The organism is Enterobacter asburiae, assembly GCF_001521715.1.
Taxonomy (GTDB): domain Bacteria; phylum Pseudomonadota; class Gammaproteobacteria; order Enterobacterales; family Enterobacteriaceae; genus Enterobacter; species Enterobacter asburiae.
Window position 1 is genome coordinate 1,653,458 of the sequence record NZ_CP011863.1, and the last position, 16,258, is coordinate 1,669,715.

Annotated in this window: 19 protein-coding genes and 1 other annotated feature; of the genes, 13 read left to right on the top strand and 6 right to left on the bottom strand. The window is 55.0% G+C overall.

What is annotated here, in order from left to right; all coding sequences use genetic code 11:
- Positions 1-29 precede the first annotated feature (29 nt).
- The 6 genes from trpL to trpA all read left to right on the top strand — a co-directional run bounded on the left by trpL (position 30) and on the right by trpA (position 6,700).
- Positions 30-74: a trp operon leader peptide gene (trpL, locus tag ACJ69_RS25960; protein ID WP_106993556.1), complete on the top strand. Its 45-nt coding sequence runs from the start codon at positions 30-32 to the stop codon at positions 72-74.
- Positions 51-144, top strand: a sequence feature (Trp leader region). It overlaps the preceding gene by 24 nt.
- Before the next feature lie 23 nt (positions 145-167).
- A complete protein-coding gene (locus ACJ69_RS08145; RefSeq protein WP_054829752.1) occupies positions 168-1,730 on the top strand; it encodes an anthranilate synthase component 1 in 1,563 nt (520 codons plus the stop codon).
- On the top strand, positions 1,730-3,325 hold the full coding sequence (trpD, locus tag ACJ69_RS08150) for a bifunctional anthranilate synthase glutamate amidotransferase component TrpG/anthranilate phosphoribosyltransferase TrpD (RefSeq protein WP_059346868.1): 1,596 nt from the start codon (positions 1,730-1,732) through the stop codon (positions 3,323-3,325). The genes ACJ69_RS08145 and trpD overlap by 1 nt, the downstream gene beginning before the upstream one ends.
- A 3-nt stretch (positions 3,326-3,328) precedes the next feature.
- Entirely contained in the window at positions 3,329-4,687 is a 1,359-nt protein-coding gene (trpCF, locus tag ACJ69_RS08155) for a bifunctional indole-3-glycerol-phosphate synthase TrpC/phosphoribosylanthranilate isomerase TrpF (RefSeq protein ID WP_059346869.1), read from the top strand.
- 10 nt (positions 4,688-4,697) lie between these two features.
- On the top strand, positions 4,698-5,891 hold the full coding sequence (trpB, locus tag ACJ69_RS08160; RefSeq protein WP_059346870.1) for a tryptophan synthase subunit beta: 1,194 nt from the start codon (positions 4,698-4,700) through the stop codon (positions 5,889-5,891).
- Positions 5,891-6,700, top strand: coding sequence for a tryptophan synthase subunit alpha (gene trpA, locus ACJ69_RS08165; RefSeq protein WP_059346871.1), 810 nt, complete (start codon positions 5,891-5,893; stop codon positions 6,698-6,700). Before trpB ends, trpA begins: the two co-directional genes overlap by 1 nt.
- Before the next feature lie 133 nt (positions 6,701-6,833).
- Here the strand turns inward: trpA and ACJ69_RS08170 are convergent, their stop codons facing one another.
- The gene (locus ACJ69_RS08170; RefSeq protein ID WP_059346872.1) at positions 6,834-7,469 is read right to left on the bottom strand and encodes a response regulator transcription factor; all 636 of its coding nucleotides are present in this window, start codon (positions 7,467-7,469) and stop codon (positions 6,834-6,836) included.
- Between the two features lie 620 nt (positions 7,470-8,089).
- Here ACJ69_RS08170 and yedE point away from each other — a divergent pair.
- Together yedE and yedF are read left to right on the top strand one after the other, a co-directional pair.
- A complete protein-coding gene (gene yedE / locus ACJ69_RS08175) occupies positions 8,090-9,301 on the top strand; it encodes a selenium metabolism membrane protein YedE/FdhT (RefSeq protein WP_059346873.1) in 1,212 nt (403 codons plus the stop codon).
- Positions 9,298-9,531, top strand: a complete 234-nt coding sequence (yedF, locus tag ACJ69_RS08180) for a sulfurtransferase-like selenium metabolism protein YedF (protein ID WP_003856774.1) — start codon at positions 9,298-9,300, stop codon at positions 9,529-9,531. The genes yedE and yedF overlap by 4 nt, the downstream gene beginning before the upstream one ends.
- 194 nt (positions 9,532-9,725) lie before the next feature.
- Here yedF and ACJ69_RS25200 read toward each other — a convergent pair whose 3' ends face one another.
- Positions 9,726-9,896, bottom strand: coding sequence for a hypothetical protein (locus tag ACJ69_RS25200; protein WP_153251257.1), 171 nt, complete (start codon positions 9,894-9,896; stop codon positions 9,726-9,728).
- Between the two features lie 145 nt (positions 9,897-10,041).
- Positions 10,042-10,674, bottom strand: coding sequence for an outer membrane protein OmpW (ompW, locus tag ACJ69_RS08190; RefSeq protein WP_023312086.1), 633 nt, complete (start codon positions 10,672-10,674; stop codon positions 10,042-10,044).
- 282 nt (positions 10,675-10,956) lie between these two features.
- Between ompW and ACJ69_RS08195 the strand changes: the two genes are divergently transcribed.
- From ACJ69_RS08195 to yciA, 4 genes are all read left to right on the top strand, one after another.
- Complete coding sequence (locus ACJ69_RS08195) at positions 10,957-11,361, top strand: YkgJ family cysteine cluster protein (protein WP_059346874.1); 405 nt, start codon at positions 10,957-10,959, stop codon at positions 11,359-11,361.
- Between the two features lie 25 nt (positions 11,362-11,386).
- Positions 11,387-12,130 carry a YciC family protein gene (locus tag ACJ69_RS08200; protein ID WP_047647551.1) on the top strand — a complete coding sequence of 248 codons (744 nt, stop codon included), beginning with the start codon at positions 11,387-11,389 and terminating at the stop codon, positions 12,128-12,130.
- A gap of 56 nt (positions 12,131-12,186) precedes the next feature.
- Positions 12,187-12,726 (top strand): septation protein A, encoded by a 540-nt coding sequence (locus tag ACJ69_RS08205; RefSeq protein ID WP_059346875.1) that lies wholly within the window; start codon positions 12,187-12,189, stop codon positions 12,724-12,726.
- Positions 12,727-12,830: 104 nt separating this feature from the next.
- Positions 12,831-13,226, top strand: a complete 396-nt coding sequence (gene yciA, locus ACJ69_RS08210; RefSeq protein ID WP_023335966.1) for an acyl-CoA thioester hydrolase YciA — start codon at positions 12,831-12,833, stop codon at positions 13,224-13,226.
- 38 nt (positions 13,227-13,264) lie between these two features.
- Here yciA and tonB read toward each other — a convergent pair whose 3' ends face one another.
- The gene (tonB, locus tag ACJ69_RS08215; protein ID WP_054829749.1) at positions 13,265-13,987 is read right to left on the bottom strand and encodes a TonB system transport protein TonB; all 723 of its coding nucleotides are present in this window, start codon (positions 13,985-13,987) and stop codon (positions 13,265-13,267) included.
- A 220-nt stretch (positions 13,988-14,207) separates the two neighbouring features.
- On the opposite strand from tonB, the gene ACJ69_RS08220 reads away from it, so the two are divergent.
- Positions 14,208-14,504, top strand: a complete 297-nt coding sequence (locus tag ACJ69_RS08220; protein WP_029741731.1) for a YciI family protein — start codon at positions 14,208-14,210, stop codon at positions 14,502-14,504.
- 41 nt (positions 14,505-14,545) lie between these two features.
- Here the strand turns inward: ACJ69_RS08220 and ACJ69_RS08225 are convergent, their stop codons facing one another.
- Positions 14,546-15,499, bottom strand: a complete 954-nt coding sequence (locus ACJ69_RS08225; RefSeq protein WP_059346876.1) for a bifunctional helix-turn-helix transcriptional regulator/GNAT family N-acetyltransferase — start codon at positions 15,497-15,499, stop codon at positions 14,546-14,548.
- A 94-nt stretch (positions 15,500-15,593) separates the two neighbouring features.
- Positions 15,594-16,229, bottom strand: coding sequence for a leucine efflux protein LeuE (gene leuE / locus ACJ69_RS08230; protein ID WP_023312092.1), 636 nt, complete (start codon positions 16,227-16,229; stop codon positions 15,594-15,596).
- Positions 16,230-16,258 lie beyond the last annotated feature (29 nt).

The window sequence follows — 16,258 nt, forward strand, 5'->3', positions numbered from 1 at the left end:
GCAAGTTCACACGAGAAAGGTATCTGAAAATGACAGCACATTTCACTCTGCACGGCTGGTGGCGCACTTCCTGATCTTCGGGCAGTGTCACGCGTCTGCGAAATGCAAACAGATACCTGCCCGCTACCCAGCGGGCTTTTTTTTGAACAAAATATGAGAACAACAACATGCAAACAGCCAAACCTCATCTCGAACTGCTGACCTGCGAGGCGGCCTATCGCCACAACCCGACTGCGCTGTTTCATCAGGTGTGCGGGGCTCGCCCGGCAACGCTGCTGCTGGAGTCTGCGGATATCGACAGCAAGGACGATCTCAAGAGCCTGCTGCTGGTCGACAGCGCGCTGCGCATTACCGCTTTAGGTGACACCGTCACCATCAAGGCATTGTCTGACAATGGCGCATCGCTGCTGCCGCTGCTGGATGCCGCCCTGCCGTCAGGCATTGAAAATGAACGTCATCCAGAAATGCGTATTCTGCATTTCCCGCCGGTGAGCCAGCTGCTGGACGAAGACGCGCGCCTCTGCTCCCTGTCCGTTTTCGATGCCTTCCGCCTGCTGCAGAACCTGGTCACCGTGCCGGAAGACGAGCGTGAGGCGATGTTCTTTGGGGGGCTGTTTGCTTATGACCTGGTCGCCGGATTTGAAGAGTTGCCGGAAACCGAGCAGGGTAATCGCTGCCCGGACTATTGCTTCTATCTGGCTGAAACGCTGCTGGTGATCGACCACCAGAAGCAATACACCCGCATCCAGGCAAGTCTGTTCACGCCCTCTCCCGCTGAGAAAAACCGTCTTGAGCATCGCATCGCTCAGCTGCAGCAGCAGATGACGGAAGCACCGCCCGCGCTGCCGGTGCAGCGCGTGGAGAAAATGACCTGCGAAGTTAACCAGACTGACGATCAGTACGGCGCCGTGGTTCGCCAGATGCAAAAGGCGATTCGCGCCGGGGAAATTTTCCAGGTCGTGCCGTCCCGTCGCTTCTCACTGCCCTGCCCGTCGCCGCTCGCAGCCTACGACGTGCTGAAAAAGAGTAACCCAAGCCCGTACATGTTTTTCATGCAGGACAACGAATTCACGCTGTTCGGCGCCTCGCCGGAAAGCTCGCTGAAATACGACGCCACCAGCCGTCAGATTGAGATCTACCCGATTGCCGGTACCCGTCCGCGCGGGCGTCGCGCCGACGGTTCCCTGGACCGCGATCTGGACAGCCGCATCGAACTGGAGATGCGTACCGACCACAAAGAACTCTCCGAGCACCTGATGCTGGTTGACCTGGCGCGTAACGATCTGGCACGCATTTGCACCCCAGGCAGCCGCTACGTGGCGGACCTGACCAAAGTCGACCGCTATTCGTTCGTGATGCACCTCGTCTCCCGCGTGGTCGGCGAGCTGCGCCATGACCTCGACGTGCTGCACGCCTACCGCGCCTGCATGAACATGGGCACCCTGAGCGGCGCGCCGAAAGTGCGCGCCATGCAGCTGATTGCCGCCGCCGAAGGACGCCGTCGCGGCAGCTACGGCGGCGCGGTGGGTTACTTCACCGCCCACGGCGATCTCGATACCTGCATCGTAATCCGCTCCGCCTATGTCGAAGACGGTATCGCCACCGTCCAGGCGGGTGCCGGGATTGTTCTTGATTCTGTTCCGCAGTCTGAAGCTGACGAAACGCGCAGTAAAGCCCGTGCGGTCCTTCGCGCCATTGCTACCGCACACCATGCACAGGAGATTTTCTGATGGCTGACATTCTGCTGCTCGATAATATCGACTCCTTTACCTATAACCTGGCAGATCAGCTGCGTGCGAATGGCCACAACGTTGTTATCTACCGCAACCACGTTCCGGCGCAGACCCTGATTGACCGTCTGGCAACCATGCAAAACCCGGTGCTGATGCTCTCCCCGGGGCCAGGCGCGCCGAGCGAAGCGGGCTGTATGCCGGAGCTGCTGACCCGCATGCGCGGCAAGCTGCCGATCGTCGGCATCTGCCTCGGCCATCAGGCGATCGTTGAAGCCTATGGCGGCTACGTTGGCCAGGCGGGTGAGATCCTGCACGGTAAAGCGTCCAGCATTGAACATGACGGCCAGGCGATGTTTGCCGGGCTGCCGAACCCGCTCCCGGTCGCGCGCTATCACTCGCTGGTTGGCAGCAATATTCCCGCCGGGCTGACGATCAACGCCTCGTTTGAAGGCATGGTGATGGCGGTGCGCCACGATGCGGACCGCGTCTGCGGCCTGCAGTTCCACCCGGAATCGATCCTGACCTCCCACGGCGCCCGCCTGCTGGAGCAGACTCTCGACTGGGCGTTACAGAAGCTGGAGCAGACCAACACCCTGCAGGCGATTCTGGAAAAACTGTACCAGGCGCAGACCCTGAGCCAGCAGGAGAGCCATCAGCTCTTCTCCGCCGTGGTTCGCGGCGAGCTGAAGCCTGAGCAGCTTGCAGCCGCGCTGGTGAGCATGAAGGTGCGCGGCGAAAGCCCGCAGGAGATTGCCGGTGCCGCCACGGCCCTGCTGGAAAATGCCGCCCCGTTCCCGCGCCCGGACTATCAGTTTGCCGATATTGTCGGTACCGGCGGTGACGGCAGTAACAGCATCAATATCTCCACCGCCAGCGCCTTCGTGGCGGCGGCGTGCGGTATGAAGGTCGCGAAGCACGGTAACCGCAGCGTTTCCAGCCGGTCAGGTTCTTCCGATCTGCTCGCCGCATTCGGTATTAACCTCGATATGAACGCCGAGCGTTCCCGCGAAGCGCTGGATGACCTGGGCGTCTGCTTCCTGTTTGCGCCGAAGTACCACACCGGTTTCCGCCACGCGATGCCGGTTCGTCAGCAGCTCAAAACCCGCACGCTGTTTAACGTGCTCGGCCCGCTGATCAACCCGGCTCATCCGCCGCTGGCGCTGATTGGCGTTTACAGCCCTGAGCTGGTTCTGCCGATTGCCGAGACGCTGCGCGTGCTGGGTTATCAACGTGCCGCCGTGGTGCACAGCGGCGGTATGGATGAGGTTTCTCTTCATGCCCCGACGCTGGTTGCCGAACTGCGCGACGGTGAAATCCTCAGCTATCAGCTGGAGGCTGCCGACTTCGGCCTTGCGCCATACCATCAGGAAGCGCTGGCAGGCGGTACGCCGGAAGAAAACCGTGACATTCTGACGCGCTTATTACAAGGTAAGGGAGAGGTCGCCCATGAGGCCGCCGTTGCTGTCAACGTCGCCATGCTGATGCGTTTGCACGGTGAGGAAGACCTGAAGGCCAACGTTCAAAAAGTTCTGGATGTACTGCGCTCCGGTGCAGCTTACGATCGCGTTACCGCACTTGCGGCAAGAGGGTAAAGAATGCAGACCGTTTTAGCGAAAATCGTTGCCGATAAGGCCATCTGGGTGGAAGCCCGCAAGCAACAGCAGCCGCTTGCCAGTTTCCAGAATGACGTCGTCCCGAGCAGCCGTCGTTTCTATGACGCCCTGCGGGGTACTCGCACCGCGTTTATTCTTGAGTGCAAAAAAGCGTCCCCGTCCAAAGGCGTTATTCGTGACGATTTCGACCCGGCGCGTATTGCCGGCATTTATAAGCATCATGCTTCAGCCATCTCCGTGCTGACGGATGAGAAATATTTTCAGGGCAGCTTCGACTTTCTGCCGATCGTCAGCGGCATCGCGCCGCAGCCGATCCTGTGCAAAGACTTTATTATCGACCCGTATCAGATCTGGCTGGCGCGCTTTTACCAGGCCGACGCCTGCCTGCTGATGCTCTCGGTGCTCGACGACGAGCAGTATCGCCAGCTTTCCGCCGTGGCGCACAGCCTGAACATGGGCGTACTGACCGAAGTGAGCAACGAAGAGGAGTTGGAGCGCGCGATTGCGCTGGAAGCCAAAGTGGTCGGCATTAACAACCGCGATCTGCGCGACCTGTCAATTGACCTTAACCGTACGCGTCAGCTGGCGCCGCGTCTGGGGTCTGGCGTCACGGTGATCAGCGAATCCGGCATTAACAGCTACGCTCAGGTGCGCGAGCTAAGCCACTTCGCCAACGGTTTCCTGATTGGCTCCGCCATGATGGAGCATGACGATCTCAATGCGGCCGTGCGTCGCGTGCTGCTGGGTGAAAACAAAGTCTGCGGCTTAACCCGCGAACAGGATGCCCAGGCCGCGTATGAAGCCGGGGCGATTTATGGCGGGCTGATCTTTGTGGACTCCTCTCCACGCGCGGTCAGCGAAGAGCAGGCGCGTAAGGTCATCGCAGCGGCTCCGCTCAGCTACGTGGGCGTTTTCCGCAACGCAGATATTGCAGACGTTGCGGCCAAAGCCGACGCATTATCCCTGAGCGCGGTGCAGCTCCACGGCGATGAAGACCAGAGCTACATCGATGCCCTGCGCACCGCGCTGGCACCACAGGTGCAGATCTGGAAAGCACAAAGCGTTGGCGATACGTTGCCCTCGCGTAACCTGAACCATGTGGATAAATACGTCCTCGATAACGGCCAGGGCGGTACCGGCCAGCGTTTTGACTGGTCGCTGCTGAACGGCGAAAAGCTGGACAACGTCCTGCTGGCGGGCGGATTAAGCCCGGATAACTGCGTAGAAGCGGCTAAAACCGGCTGCGCAGGCCTCGATTTCAATTCAGGCGTAGAGTCCCAACCGGGTATCAAAGATGCCAGCAAGCTGGCCTCGGTTTTTAAAACTCTGCGTGCATATTAAGGAAGAGAAGATGACGACATTACTTAACCCGTATTTTGGTGAGTTCGGCGGGATGTACGTCCCGCAAATCCTGATGCCCGCGCTGCGCCAGCTGGAAGAAGCGTTTGTCAGCGCGCAGAAAGATCCGGCGTTTCAGGCTGAATTTACCGACCTGCTGAAAAATTATGCCGGTCGTCCGACCGCGCTGACCAAATGCCGCAACCTGACGGAAGGCACCAAAACCACGCTGTATCTGAAGCGTGAAGACCTGCTGCACGGCGGCGCACATAAAACTAACCAGGTGCTGGGCCAGGCGCTGCTTGCGAAGCGTATGGGCAAAACCGAAATCATCGCCGAAACCGGTGCAGGCCAGCACGGCGTGGCCTCTGCGCTTGCCAGCGCCCTGCTCGGTCTGAAATGCCGCATCTATATGGGGGCGAAAGACGTTGAGCGTCAGTCTCCGAACGTCTTCCGTATGCGTCTGATGGGAGCAGAAGTGATCCCGGTGCACAGCGGCTCCGCGACGCTGAAAGACGCCTGTAACGAAGCGCTGCGCGACTGGTCTGGCAGCTACGACACCGCGCACTATATGCTCGGTACCGCGGCGGGCCCGCACCCGTTCCCGACTATCGTGCGCGAATTCCAGCGCATGATCGGTGAAGAGACCAAAGCGCAGATCCTTGAAAAAGAGGGTCGCCTGCCGGATGCGGTGATCGCCTGCGTCGGCGGCGGGTCTAACGCCATCGGCATGTTCGCAGACTTTATCGACGATACCAGCGTCGGTCTGATTGGCGTCGAGCCAGCCGGTCACGGCATTGAATCGGGTGAACACGGCGCGCCGCTGAAGCATGGCCGCGTGGGGATCTACTTCGGAATGAAATCCCCGATGATGCAAACCGATGAGGGCCAGATTGAAGAGTCTTACTCTATTTCTGCCGGCCTCGACTTCCCGTCCGTCGGACCGCAGCATGCGTTCCTGAACAGTATTGGCCGCGCGGACTATGTCTCCATTACCGATGACGAAGCGCTGGAAGCCTTTAAAACGCTGTGCCGCAGCGAAGGGATCATCCCGGCGCTGGAGTCTTCGCACGCGCTGGCGCATGCGCTGAAAATGATTAAAGAAAACCCGGAAAAAGAACAGCTGCTGGTGGTGAACCTTTCCGGCCGCGGTGACAAAGATATCTTCACCGTTCACGATATTCTGAAAGCACGAGGGGAAATCTGATGGAACGCTACGATAACGTATTTGCAGAGCTGAAATCCCGCCAGGAAGGCGCGTTCGTTCCCTTCGTCACCCTGGGCGATCCGGGCCCGGAACAGTCGCTGAAGATTATCGACACCCTGATTGAAGCCGGCGCCGACGCGCTGGAGCTGGGTATTCCGTTCTCCGATCCGCTGGCGGATGGCCCGACTATCCAGAACGCGACGCTGCGCGCATTTGCCTCCGGCGTGACGCCGACCCAGTGCTTCGAGATGCTGGCGGCGATTCGCCAGAAGCACCCGACCATTCCGATCGGCCTGCTGATGTACGCCAACCTGGTCTTTAACCGCGGTATTGATGAGTTCTATGCCGAGTGCGCGCGCGTGGGCGTCGACTCCGTTCTGGTGGCAGACGTGCCGGTTGAGGAGTCTGCGCCATTCCGTCAGGCGGCGATGCGTCATAACGTCGCCCCGATTTTCATCTGCCCGCCGAACGCCGATGACGCACTGCTGCGCCAGATTGCCTCTTACGGACGCGGGTATACCTACCTGCTCTCCCGCGCGGGCGTGACCGGTGCCGAGAATAAAGCGGCGTTGCCTCTGCATCATCTGGTGGAGAAGCTGGCCGAGTACCATGCCGCGCCTCCGCTACAGGGGTTTGGGATTTCATCCCCGGATCAGGTCACCGCAGCGATTGACGCGAAGGCGGCTGGTGCCATCTCCGGCTCCGCGATTGTGAAGATCATCGAAAAGAACGTGGACAAGCCAGAGCAGATGCTGGCTGAGCTGAAAGCGTTTGTGACCGCAATGAAAGCGGCGACGCATAAAGCATAACCTCTCTACCGTCTGGCTTCCTGCCAGACGGTTCCTCTTCCTGGTTATCACTCTTCATGCTTCTGACGTGCGGGCTGCTATTTAAGAACGCAATTGACAGGCCAGTAATGATGAATGCTTCAATTATGCTTTATTAATAACGTTTCCGGGGCGGACATCGGGACTTACCAATTTGTAAAGTACCGGCAGCATGGACCAAATCAGCTAAAGTACGAACCTGCATTTTATCCATAACCCGACGTCGATGGACCTTCACGGTAATTTCTGATATGCCCAGTTCAGATGCAATTTGTTTGTTTTGCAGGCCGTTAATCGCCAACTCAAAGGTCTGCTTCTCGCGCCGTGTCAATGCCTGATAGTTTTTACAAAGCTCGAATATTCTTTGCTGCTCTAAAAAATTATTGGTCGCTTCGATTAGCACATCTTTCACGACATTGATAAGTTGTTCCGGTTCGACGGGCTTAGTCAAAAAGTCCCGAACGCCTGCTTTCATCGCTTGTACGCAGAGTGGGATAGAGTTGGTCATAGTCAGGATAATTATCGGTATTGTACAGCCACGTTCCTTCAGGGCCTCTATCACATCGAAACCGTTAGTGTCTGAGGTGTTAATTTCAAGTATTAAGCATGAGGGATGATCAACTATGGGGCAGGAGAGAAATTCTTCGGCATTTTTGAAGTCAAAAGTTTGATAACCTATCGCCATTAACAATTTAACCACATACAGCCTATATGCATCATCATCATCGATAACATAAACAACATCTTCCATATCACTCTCTCCTCACCAGTCCTTCGACGTACATAATACGAACGGAGGCGTCCATTCACAAAAAATTTTAGGATTGCCAGCCTCTATGTCTGATATCGTTTAATAACCGGAAGTAACAAAATCAAAGACTAACAATCCGTATGCGAATATTCTAATTTAGCAAAGGCAATTAGCATGAGGATATTCTGAAAAAAAGATACATATAAAAGTCGTTTTTGAGCAGCGGTACTGTTAAAACGCATCCTTCAAGCAAACCCTTTTGTATATATTTGACTCATATCGCGGAAATTATCTTAGCTCTGTCGTTTTAAGATGCAGTTTTTATATCTGCAAGGTGGTTAAGCTGAATAAGAGTGCGTTTTTGGTATTAACGCCGATTCAGGATCCACCCGCACTCCAGCCAGAGTCTCTGTCAGAGCATCGGGTATATCAACGGCTCTTGCTGCTCTGAATTCCGCAGCCGTGCCGAGAATCCAAACGCAGCACGGTTTAATGACTGAGGTCATAAAAAGAGGCGGTATTTTGGAGAAAAGGTTTGGAGAGGTTTTGAGGCAAACGAAAAAGATATATATTCCAGTCCGTTAAATTCACTTACACCTTCTGAGTTCAGAGGCTTATTCATGTCATGGCACGCCTTCAAACAGACTTACCTGGTTAAGTTCTGGTCACCTGTTCCGGCCGTTATCGCGGCAGGCATTCTCTCTACCTACTATTTCGGCATCACCGGCACCTTCTGGGCCGTGACCGGCGAGTTCACCCGCTGGGGTGGTCAATTGCTACAGCTCGCTGGCGTGCATACCGAAGAGTGGGGTTACTTTAAACTCATTCATCTGGACGGCACGCCGCTTACCCGCATCGACGGGATGATGATCATCGGCATGTTCGGCGGCTGTTTCGCGGCGGCGCTGTGGGCAAACAACGTTAAGTTGCGGATGCCCAAAAGCCGGATTCGCATAATGCAGGCGGTGGTCGGCGGTATCATTGCCGGGTTTGGCGCCCGTCTGGCGATGGGCTGTAACCTGGCCGCTTTCTTTACGGGGATTCCTCAGTTTTCGCTTCACGCCTGGTTCTTTGCTGTCGCCACGGCCATCGGCTCTTACTTTGGCGCAAAATTCACCCTGCTGCCGCTGTTCCGCATTCCGGTGAAAATGACAAAAGTCAGCGCAGCATCACCGTTAACCCAGAAGCCAGACCAGGCGCGTCGTCGTTTCCGCCTCGGTATGCTGGTCTTTTTGGCTATGGTCGCCTTGGCGCTTTGCACTGCGATGAATCAGCCCAAACTCGGCCTGGCGATGCTGTTCGGCGTGGGTTTTGGTCTGCTCATTGAACGCGCGCAGATCTGCTTTACCTCCGCGTTTCGCGATATGTGGATCACTGGCCGTACGATGATGGCGAAGGCGATTATCGCCGGGATGGCGGTCAGCGCCATCGGTATCTTCAGCTATGTTCAGCTCGGCGTTGAACCGAAAATCATGTGGGCTGGTCCTAATGCGGTGATTGGCGGCCTGCTGTTTGGCTTCGGGATTGTGCTGGCTGGCGGGTGTGAAACCGGCTGGATGTACCGCGCCGTTGAAGGTCAGGTGCATTACTGGTGGGTGGGCCTGGGAAATGTTATCGGCTCGACGCTCCTGGCATACTTCTGGGACGATCTGTCTCCCGCGCTTGCCACGAGTTGGGACAAGGTCAACCTGCTGAACACCTTCGGCCATCTCGGCGGCCTGCTTGTCACCTACGCCCTGTTGCTGGTCGCTTTTTTACTGGTTGTCGCGCAGGAGAAACGCTTCTTCCGTCGTGCGAGTGTTAAAACAGAAACCCAGGAGAATGCTGCATGAAAGAGATCGTGCCCGATTACCGTCTGGATATGGTCGGTGAACCCTGCCCTTATCCGGCGGTTGCCACGCTTGAAGCCCTACCGCAGCTCAAAAAAGGGGAAATTCTGGAAGTGGTCAGCGACTGTCCGCAGTCCATCAACAACATTCCGCTGGATGCGAAAAACCACGGCTATACGGTGCTGGATATCCAGCAGGATGGCCCGACCATTCGCTATTTGATTCAAAAATGATCGCCCAGGCCTCGCGAGGGGCCTTTATCGCATTGAATTATAAGACATCTTGATCCACGGCAAAAACGCGATTTTTGACTTAAGTAAAATCTCACTTCCCTTTTGAAGGAGGTTTTCGCGGTTTGATGTATTTACGAGCTTTACTGGTTTTCGCCTTATTGATTCCCTTCCATGCGCTGTCCCTGAATTTCTCTTCAACCTTCCTGCGCCTTAATTGTCCGCAAAGAGGACTTGTCGAGGTTATTCTGCACGTTTATGACCATACCCAGGAACGATGGCGCGGTCATTTTGAAACCGGCGCGGGACATAAACGTGCGGGTGATACCGAAATCATCCCGTTTGCCAACGGCGATATTCTCTTTCATTCCCTGTCCAGCGACGCTTTCAGCTATTTATATGATGGGGAAAATATCCTGAGGCACTGCGTAAAGCTTGATGAGCGGCCGGTTTATCCGTCGTTTTGAAGTGAGCAAAGCAAACTGGCCACCCTGTGGCCAGTTTGACGGGGGATCAGAAACGATAACCCGCAGAGAACATAAACACCCACGGATCCAGGCGAGTATTGATACTTTGCTGCTGACCGCCCGCCTTGAAGCGTACGTCCGTATCAATATCCATGTACCAGACCGAGGCGTTAATCAGCCAGTCGCGGTTAATCAGATAATCCAGACCGACCTGCCCCGCCATACCCCACGAATCTTTCAGGCTGAGGTCAGTCAGACCGGCCTCTTTACCGGTATCGTTAAACTTCTCGTCGAAGAAGGTGGTGTAGTTCACACCGGCGCCAATATAAGGACGCACCTTGCTGCTGGCATCGCCAAAGTACCATTGCGCCATCAGCGTTGGCGGCAAGTGGTGAACCGTAGCGATATCACCGGTTGCGCCCAGACCCACGCGATGACGGAACGGCGTTGCAGCCAGAAGCTCAACACCAACGTTTTCCGTCGCCATATAGGTGAACGTTAACCCTAACTGGGTGTTATTACTGACGTTAAAACCGCCCATACCCAGCACGTTATCCGATCCTTCAGTCGGGCGAACCGTAGCCGAACCGGCACGAATAAAGAATTCGCCTGCTTCATGCGCATACGCGCCGCCAGAGAGACTGCTTAATACAAGGGCTGCCACCGCTAATTTTTTCATATCCGCTCCATCGTTGTGGTTTTAATCGCGGATGAGAATATACTCACAAATGAGTAATAAGTGATCTGCTACAGATCACATTAAAACCAGTAACTTAACATTCATTGATCTGGATTAATTTTTTGTTACGCATCCAAAAGCGATAAGTTGTTTCCATGTCAATTTTTGGCATTTCACGGTTACAAAATTTTCCCTTTTCCCCCTCTTGCTCTTCCTCTGGCGGCTGGATAATTTATCGCTCTCACAAGTTGATTTGATGCGTTCTTCTTTAGCAGGTGTGCCATGAGTGATATCAACCCGTGCATGACGTGCGGAGCCTGTTGTGCGTATTTTCGAGTCTCTTTCTACTGGGCCGAAGCCAGCGATGGCGGCGGTACCGTTCCGGTTCATTTCACAGAGCCGCTAACGCCTTTTCTGCGCTGCATGAGCGGCACAAACCAAAAGCAGGTCCGCTGCGTGGCGCTACAGGGTGAGCCCGGGGTCTCTACCCGATGTTCTATCTATGAGCATCGGCCCAGTCCGTGCCGGGAATTTGCCATGTCGGGGGAAGATGGGCAGGTCAACGAAGCCTGCAATCGCGCCCGGGCGCGCGTTGGATTACCGCCGCTTTACAAAGATATGCTTTTCCATACAAGCCTTGATGCTGCCACAGCAGGCGCATCCGGTGTACAATTGCCGGCTAATTAACACCTGCAATACTCAAGGAGAGTGCATGTCTATCACGGCGAAGTCTGTCTACCGTGACACGGGAAACTTTTTCCGCAATCAGTTCATAACCTTTTTACTGATCGCGTTGCTATGTGCCTTTATCACGGTGGTGCTGGGCCATGCCTTCTCACCGAGCGATGAACAGATTGCCAGCCTGAGCCAGGGCGACCACCTTGCCGGAAGCGTGGGGCTGTTTGAACTGGTGCAAAACATGACGCCGGAGCAGCAGCAAATTCTGCTGCGGGCGTCTGCCGCGTCCACGTTCTCAGGCCTGATTGGTAATGCAATTCTGGCGGGCGGCGTTTTGCTGATGATTCAGCTGGTATCGGCGGGTCACCGGGTCAGCGCCTTACGGGCGATTGGTGCCAGTGCGCCAGTCTTACCTAAGCTGTTTATCCTGATCTTTTTAACCACCCTGCTGGTGCAAATGGGGATTATGCTGGTCGTGGTGCCGGGCGTATTACTGGCTATCGTGCTCTCATTTGCGCCTGTGATGGTGGTGCAGGATAAGATGGGGATTTTTACCGCGATGCGCAGCAGCATCAGACTGGCATGGGCGAATATGCGTCTGGTGGCTCCCGCCGTGATCGGCTGGCTGCTCGCCAAAACGCTCCTGCTGTTGTTTGCACCGAATTTCGCGGTATTAACGCCCAATGTTGGCGCGGTAGTGGCGAATACGCTGAGCAATCTGATTTCAGCGGTGCTGCTGGTCTATCTGTTCCGCCTGTATATGTTAATTCGTCAGTAATCCTGAGGCGGGCGGCATCGCTGCCTCCCGCCCCGCTCAGAAGATGGAATCACAGAATGAAGCAGTTACTTGATTTTTTACCGCTCGCGGTCTTTTTCGCTGTCTATAAGTTGTATGACATTTTTGCCGCAACAAAAGCGTTAATTGTCGTGACCGCCGTAGTGCTGATCTATAGCTGGATTCGCTATCGCAAAGTCGAAAAAATGGCGCTTATCACGTTCATTTTAGTGGCGGTGTTCGGTGGATTGACCATTGCCTTGCATGATGTTGAATTTATTAAGTGGAAGGTTACCGTTATTTATGCGTTGTTTGCAGCAGCGTTACTGTTCAGTCAATGGTTCATGAAAAAGCCCCTGATCCAGAGCATGTTAGGTAAAGAACTAACGCTGCCGCAGGTTGTCTGGTCGCGTCTGAATACCGCGTGGGCAATCTTCTTTATACTTTGCGGTCTCGCTAATATCTATATCGCCTTCTGGCTGCCGCAGGATATCTGGGTCAACTTTAAGGTCTTTGGCCTGACCGCGCTGACGCTTATCTTCACGCTGTTAAGCGGCGTATACATCTATCGTCATATGCCCCAGGATGACAACCACTGATTAACGACTGACCAGAACGTCTACGACAGGCGTTCTGGTCTATTCTCTCCGCTGTGAAATCATAGTAGCATCCCGCCTGAAGTCTTCCGTTACGAGTTAAAACAATGACAACAAATAACGCCCCGCAGGGCGAACTGGTTTTACGCACACTGGCAATGCCCGCTGACACCAATGCCAATGGCGATATTTTTGGCGGCTGGCTGATGTCGCAGATGGATATGGGCGGCGCAATTCTGGCAAAAGAGATTGCCCACGGGCGCGTGGTGACTGTGCGAGTGGACGGCATGACCTTCCTGCGCCCGGTTGCGGTGGGAGATGTGGTTTGCTGCTACGCGCGCTGCGTCAAACGCGGCAACACATCTATTTCAATCAACATCGAAGTATGGGTTAAGAAAGTCTCGTCGGAACCCATTGGGCAGCGTTATAAGGCCACCGAAGCGCTGTTTATTTATGTTGCAGTGGATAGCGAGGGTAAACCTCGTCAACTTCCGCAGGCCTGATCGACAGGCAAAAAAAAGCCTCCATCAGGAGGCTTTTTTTATTCCATCTGCGCCCCGCCGTTCAGGCGGAAAACAATATTCACAATCAGTCCGCTGCCCGGTTTTCCGGCTTCATAGCGCCATCTGCGCATCGCCGATTTCACTTCGCGCTCAAACATATTAGAAGGCTGAGCGGACAATATTTCCACGTTATCCACGCGGCCATCGGCAGTGACGTCAAATTTAACCCGTACGCGGCCTTCAATACGTAAGGCCTGCGCTCGCGCCGGATACTGAGGCTGGTTGCGACTCAGCGCGCGCGGGCCCGCCGGGGCACTGACTGTCGGCTTAGGCGCTGTTGCGGTGTTATTCATCACCGGACGCGAAGGCGCCGCATTCTCGACCGTCCGGGTCGCGCGCGGTTCAACCGGACGTTCCTCGCGTTTTGGACGCTCCTCGACCTTATTAACCGGCTTTGGCTTCGGCTTAGGTTTTGGCTTCGGTTCAGGCTTGTGGATCACTACCGGCGCTTCCTTCGGTGGCGCCGGAACAGGCTCGGGCTCTGGCTCTGGTTCAGCCACCGGCTGCGGTGGCGGAGGTGCAACCTGCGGCGGTTCGAGATCCGCTGGCGATACCATCGTCACCGAAATCGGCTGCGCGGGCGCGGGCATTTCAATAACCTGATGAACCGAGGTATACAGCAAACCCGCCACAACAGCACCGTGAATCACGACAGAAAGCAGCGTCGGCCAGGGAAAGCGGCGAGGTAAATCAAGGGTCATCGAAGTCATAATCATCAACGTTAAAAAACCGAACACTGATTTTAAATGCAAATAGCAATCATATTCAATAATACACTTTGTTCTGACGCAACTTTAGCGCATGAGAGGCCAAAAAAGGCGCATTCAGATCAGGGTATTAACATTGTTTTTATTTTACATTGCAGTCGTTTGCCCTTTCACATAACGTAACTGACACTTTTACCGGTTAAGGAGCTTCGCCGTGTTTTACGTGATTTACTCTGAAGATGTTGCTGATTCGCTCGAAAAACGCCAGGCTGTGCGCCCTGCGCATCTGGCACGTTTGCAGCTGCTCCAGGATGAAGGCCGTTTACTGACCGCCGGCCCAATGCCTGCAGTAGACAGCAACGATCCGGGCGCCGCCGGTTTTGCCGGTTCCACCGTAATTGCTGAGTTTGAATCCCAGGAAAGCGCTCAGGCATGGGCTGACGCAGATCCGTATGTCGCAGCAGGTGTGTATGCGAAAGTGACGGTTCGACCGTATAAGAAAGTGTTCTGATACCAAAGCGGCTCCGAAAGGAGCCTTTTTTATAGTAGAGATTACGCGTCTCTGCGCCGGGTAAACTGCTGCTCCGTTATAAGGGTTCCCCACTGATCGCCCTCCCACTCTTTGACGAGCGTAAATCCAAACGATTCGTATAAACGTCGTGCGGCGGTAAGCTTATTGAATGTCCAGAGATGCACGGCAGAGAAACCTAGGCTGTCGCAAAAGCGCATCGCTTCGGTAAGCAGTTTTTTCCCCACCCCGTGTCCCCGGCAGCCATCGTCGAGAATAAACCAGCGCAGATGGGCTTCACCCGGCGCTAAATCCTCGCCGTCTATCGCCACTGACCCCACTATCCTGCCGTTCATCACCGCCAGCCAGATCTGGTTGCATGGGTTATCCAGGCGGTCACTAAATTCTGCAACCCCTGCGGCCACTTTGGCTTCAAAAAAGCGGCCAAAATTGTGCTCGCGCGCGTAATAAACCCCGTGCAACTCCGCGATACGGCCAATCATGCCGGGAATATACCCCTTAACTATCGTGAGTTCGTCGGGGCGCGTGTCGCTGCCCGTCTCACGGCACGCCAGCAGCGCGTTGGCATAAAGGGAGAGCCCCTCAGAAATGGTCTGCTGCTGGGCAGGAGCCAGACTCTTTATTGCTGAGGCCACGCGCTCGTTGCTAAAGGTATTAATTTTACTGACCGTCTCATGACCTTTCGCGGTCAGTCTGAGACTCTTCGCTCTCGCATCTTCAGCTGAAATAACCTCCTCGAGCTCACCCGCGGCAATCAGACGAGCCAGCATCCGGCTAACGCTGGACTTATCCAGCCCCAGCAGCTGCACCAGCTGACTCGCCGTCATCTCTTTGCGTAGGGCTATTTCGACCAGGGTATGGACGGCCGAAGGTGAGTAATTCGTTGAGGCCAGGGTCGAGGCCATAAAGCCTAACTCTCGCACCATCAGGCGCGAGGAACGTCGAATAACACTGACTAGCGGGGTTTCGCTGTGCATGTTGTGCCCTCATCTGTTAGTTGCACTATACAACTAACAGATGAGGGGTTGTCAAACATAATAAAAAAGGCTCCCTCAGGAGCCTTTCAAACCATCAATGTAGCGACGCTAGCCTCGCCGCAAACCCGACAAACAGCAGCCCTATCAGCCCGTTCCCCAGCTTTGCCAGTTTCTTTTTCGTTTTCAGATAACGCGTGACAAACGCGCCGGAGAAGATCAGGAAGCTCATGTACATAAAGCTTATTAACTCCAGCGTCGTCGCGAGGATCAGGAAAGAAGTGCCGGTGCTCTGTGCATTCACGTCAATGAACTGAACGAAGAACGATACGTAGAACAGAATCGCTTTAGGATTGGTCAGGCTTAACACCAGCGAACGTTTCATGATCATACTGGCAGGTTCAGGGCCGCTCTCATGCGCATTTTTCTGGCGGTTCACCACTGACCAGAGCATTTTGCCACCCAGCCAGAGCAGATAGAAGGCCCCGAGATAGCGCACGATATTAAACAGTACCGGCGTGGTCTGGATTAATGCCGCGACACCCGCCCAGGCCAGAAACATCAGCACCGCATCGCCGATAAATACGCCTGTGGCGGCAAGATACCCTTTTTTAACGCCGTGGCCGATCCCGGTTTTTAGCACAAACAGGGTATTCGGCCCTGGCACCAGCACGATAAAAAATGCGCCGACAACATACGTCCAGAAATTCAGTACACCAAACTCCGCAAACACTTCTCCCTCCTTTTGCTAAACACAACAGG

Coding starts and splice junctions, on each gene's coding strand:
- ACJ69_RS08145 (WP_054829752.1), top strand. CDS start 168: ATGCAAACAGCCAAACCTCATCTCGAACTGCTGACCTGCGAGGCGGCC.
- trpD (WP_059346868.1), top strand. CDS start 1,730: ATGGCTGACATTCTGCTGCTCGATAATATCGACTCCTTTACCTATAAC.
- trpCF (WP_059346869.1), top strand. CDS start 3,329: ATGCAGACCGTTTTAGCGAAAATCGTTGCCGATAAGGCCATCTGGGTG.
- trpB (WP_059346870.1), top strand. CDS start 4,698: ATGACGACATTACTTAACCCGTATTTTGGTGAGTTCGGCGGGATGTAC.
- trpA (WP_059346871.1), top strand. CDS start 5,891: ATGGAACGCTACGATAACGTATTTGCAGAGCTGAAATCCCGCCAGGAA.
- ACJ69_RS08170 (WP_059346872.1), bottom strand. CDS start 7,469: ATGGAAGATGTTGTTTATGTTATCGATGATGATGATGCATATAGGCTG.
- yedE (WP_059346873.1), top strand. CDS start 8,090: ATGTCATGGCACGCCTTCAAACAGACTTACCTGGTTAAGTTCTGGTCA.
- yedF (WP_003856774.1), top strand. CDS start 9,298: ATGAAAGAGATCGTGCCCGATTACCGTCTGGATATGGTCGGTGAACCC.
- ACJ69_RS25200 (WP_153251257.1), bottom strand. CDS start 9,896: ATGAAAGAGAATATCGCCGTTGGCAAACGGGATGATTTCGGTATCACC.
- ompW (WP_023312086.1), bottom strand. CDS start 10,674: ATGAAAAAATTAGCGGTGGCAGCCCTTGTATTAAGCAGTCTCTCTGGC.
- ACJ69_RS08195 (WP_059346874.1), top strand. CDS start 10,957: ATGAGTGATATCAACCCGTGCATGACGTGCGGAGCCTGTTGTGCGTAT.
- ACJ69_RS08200 (WP_047647551.1), top strand. CDS start 11,387: ATGTCTATCACGGCGAAGTCTGTCTACCGTGACACGGGAAACTTTTTC.
- ACJ69_RS08205 (WP_059346875.1), top strand. CDS start 12,187: ATGAAGCAGTTACTTGATTTTTTACCGCTCGCGGTCTTTTTCGCTGTC.
- yciA (WP_023335966.1), top strand. CDS start 12,831: ATGACAACAAATAACGCCCCGCAGGGCGAACTGGTTTTACGCACACTG.
- tonB (WP_054829749.1), bottom strand. CDS start 13,987: ATGACCCTTGATTTACCTCGCCGCTTTCCCTGGCCGACGCTGCTTTCT.
- ACJ69_RS08225 (WP_059346876.1), bottom strand. CDS start 15,499: ATGCACAGCGAAACCCCGCTAGTCAGTGTTATTCGACGTTCCTCGCGC.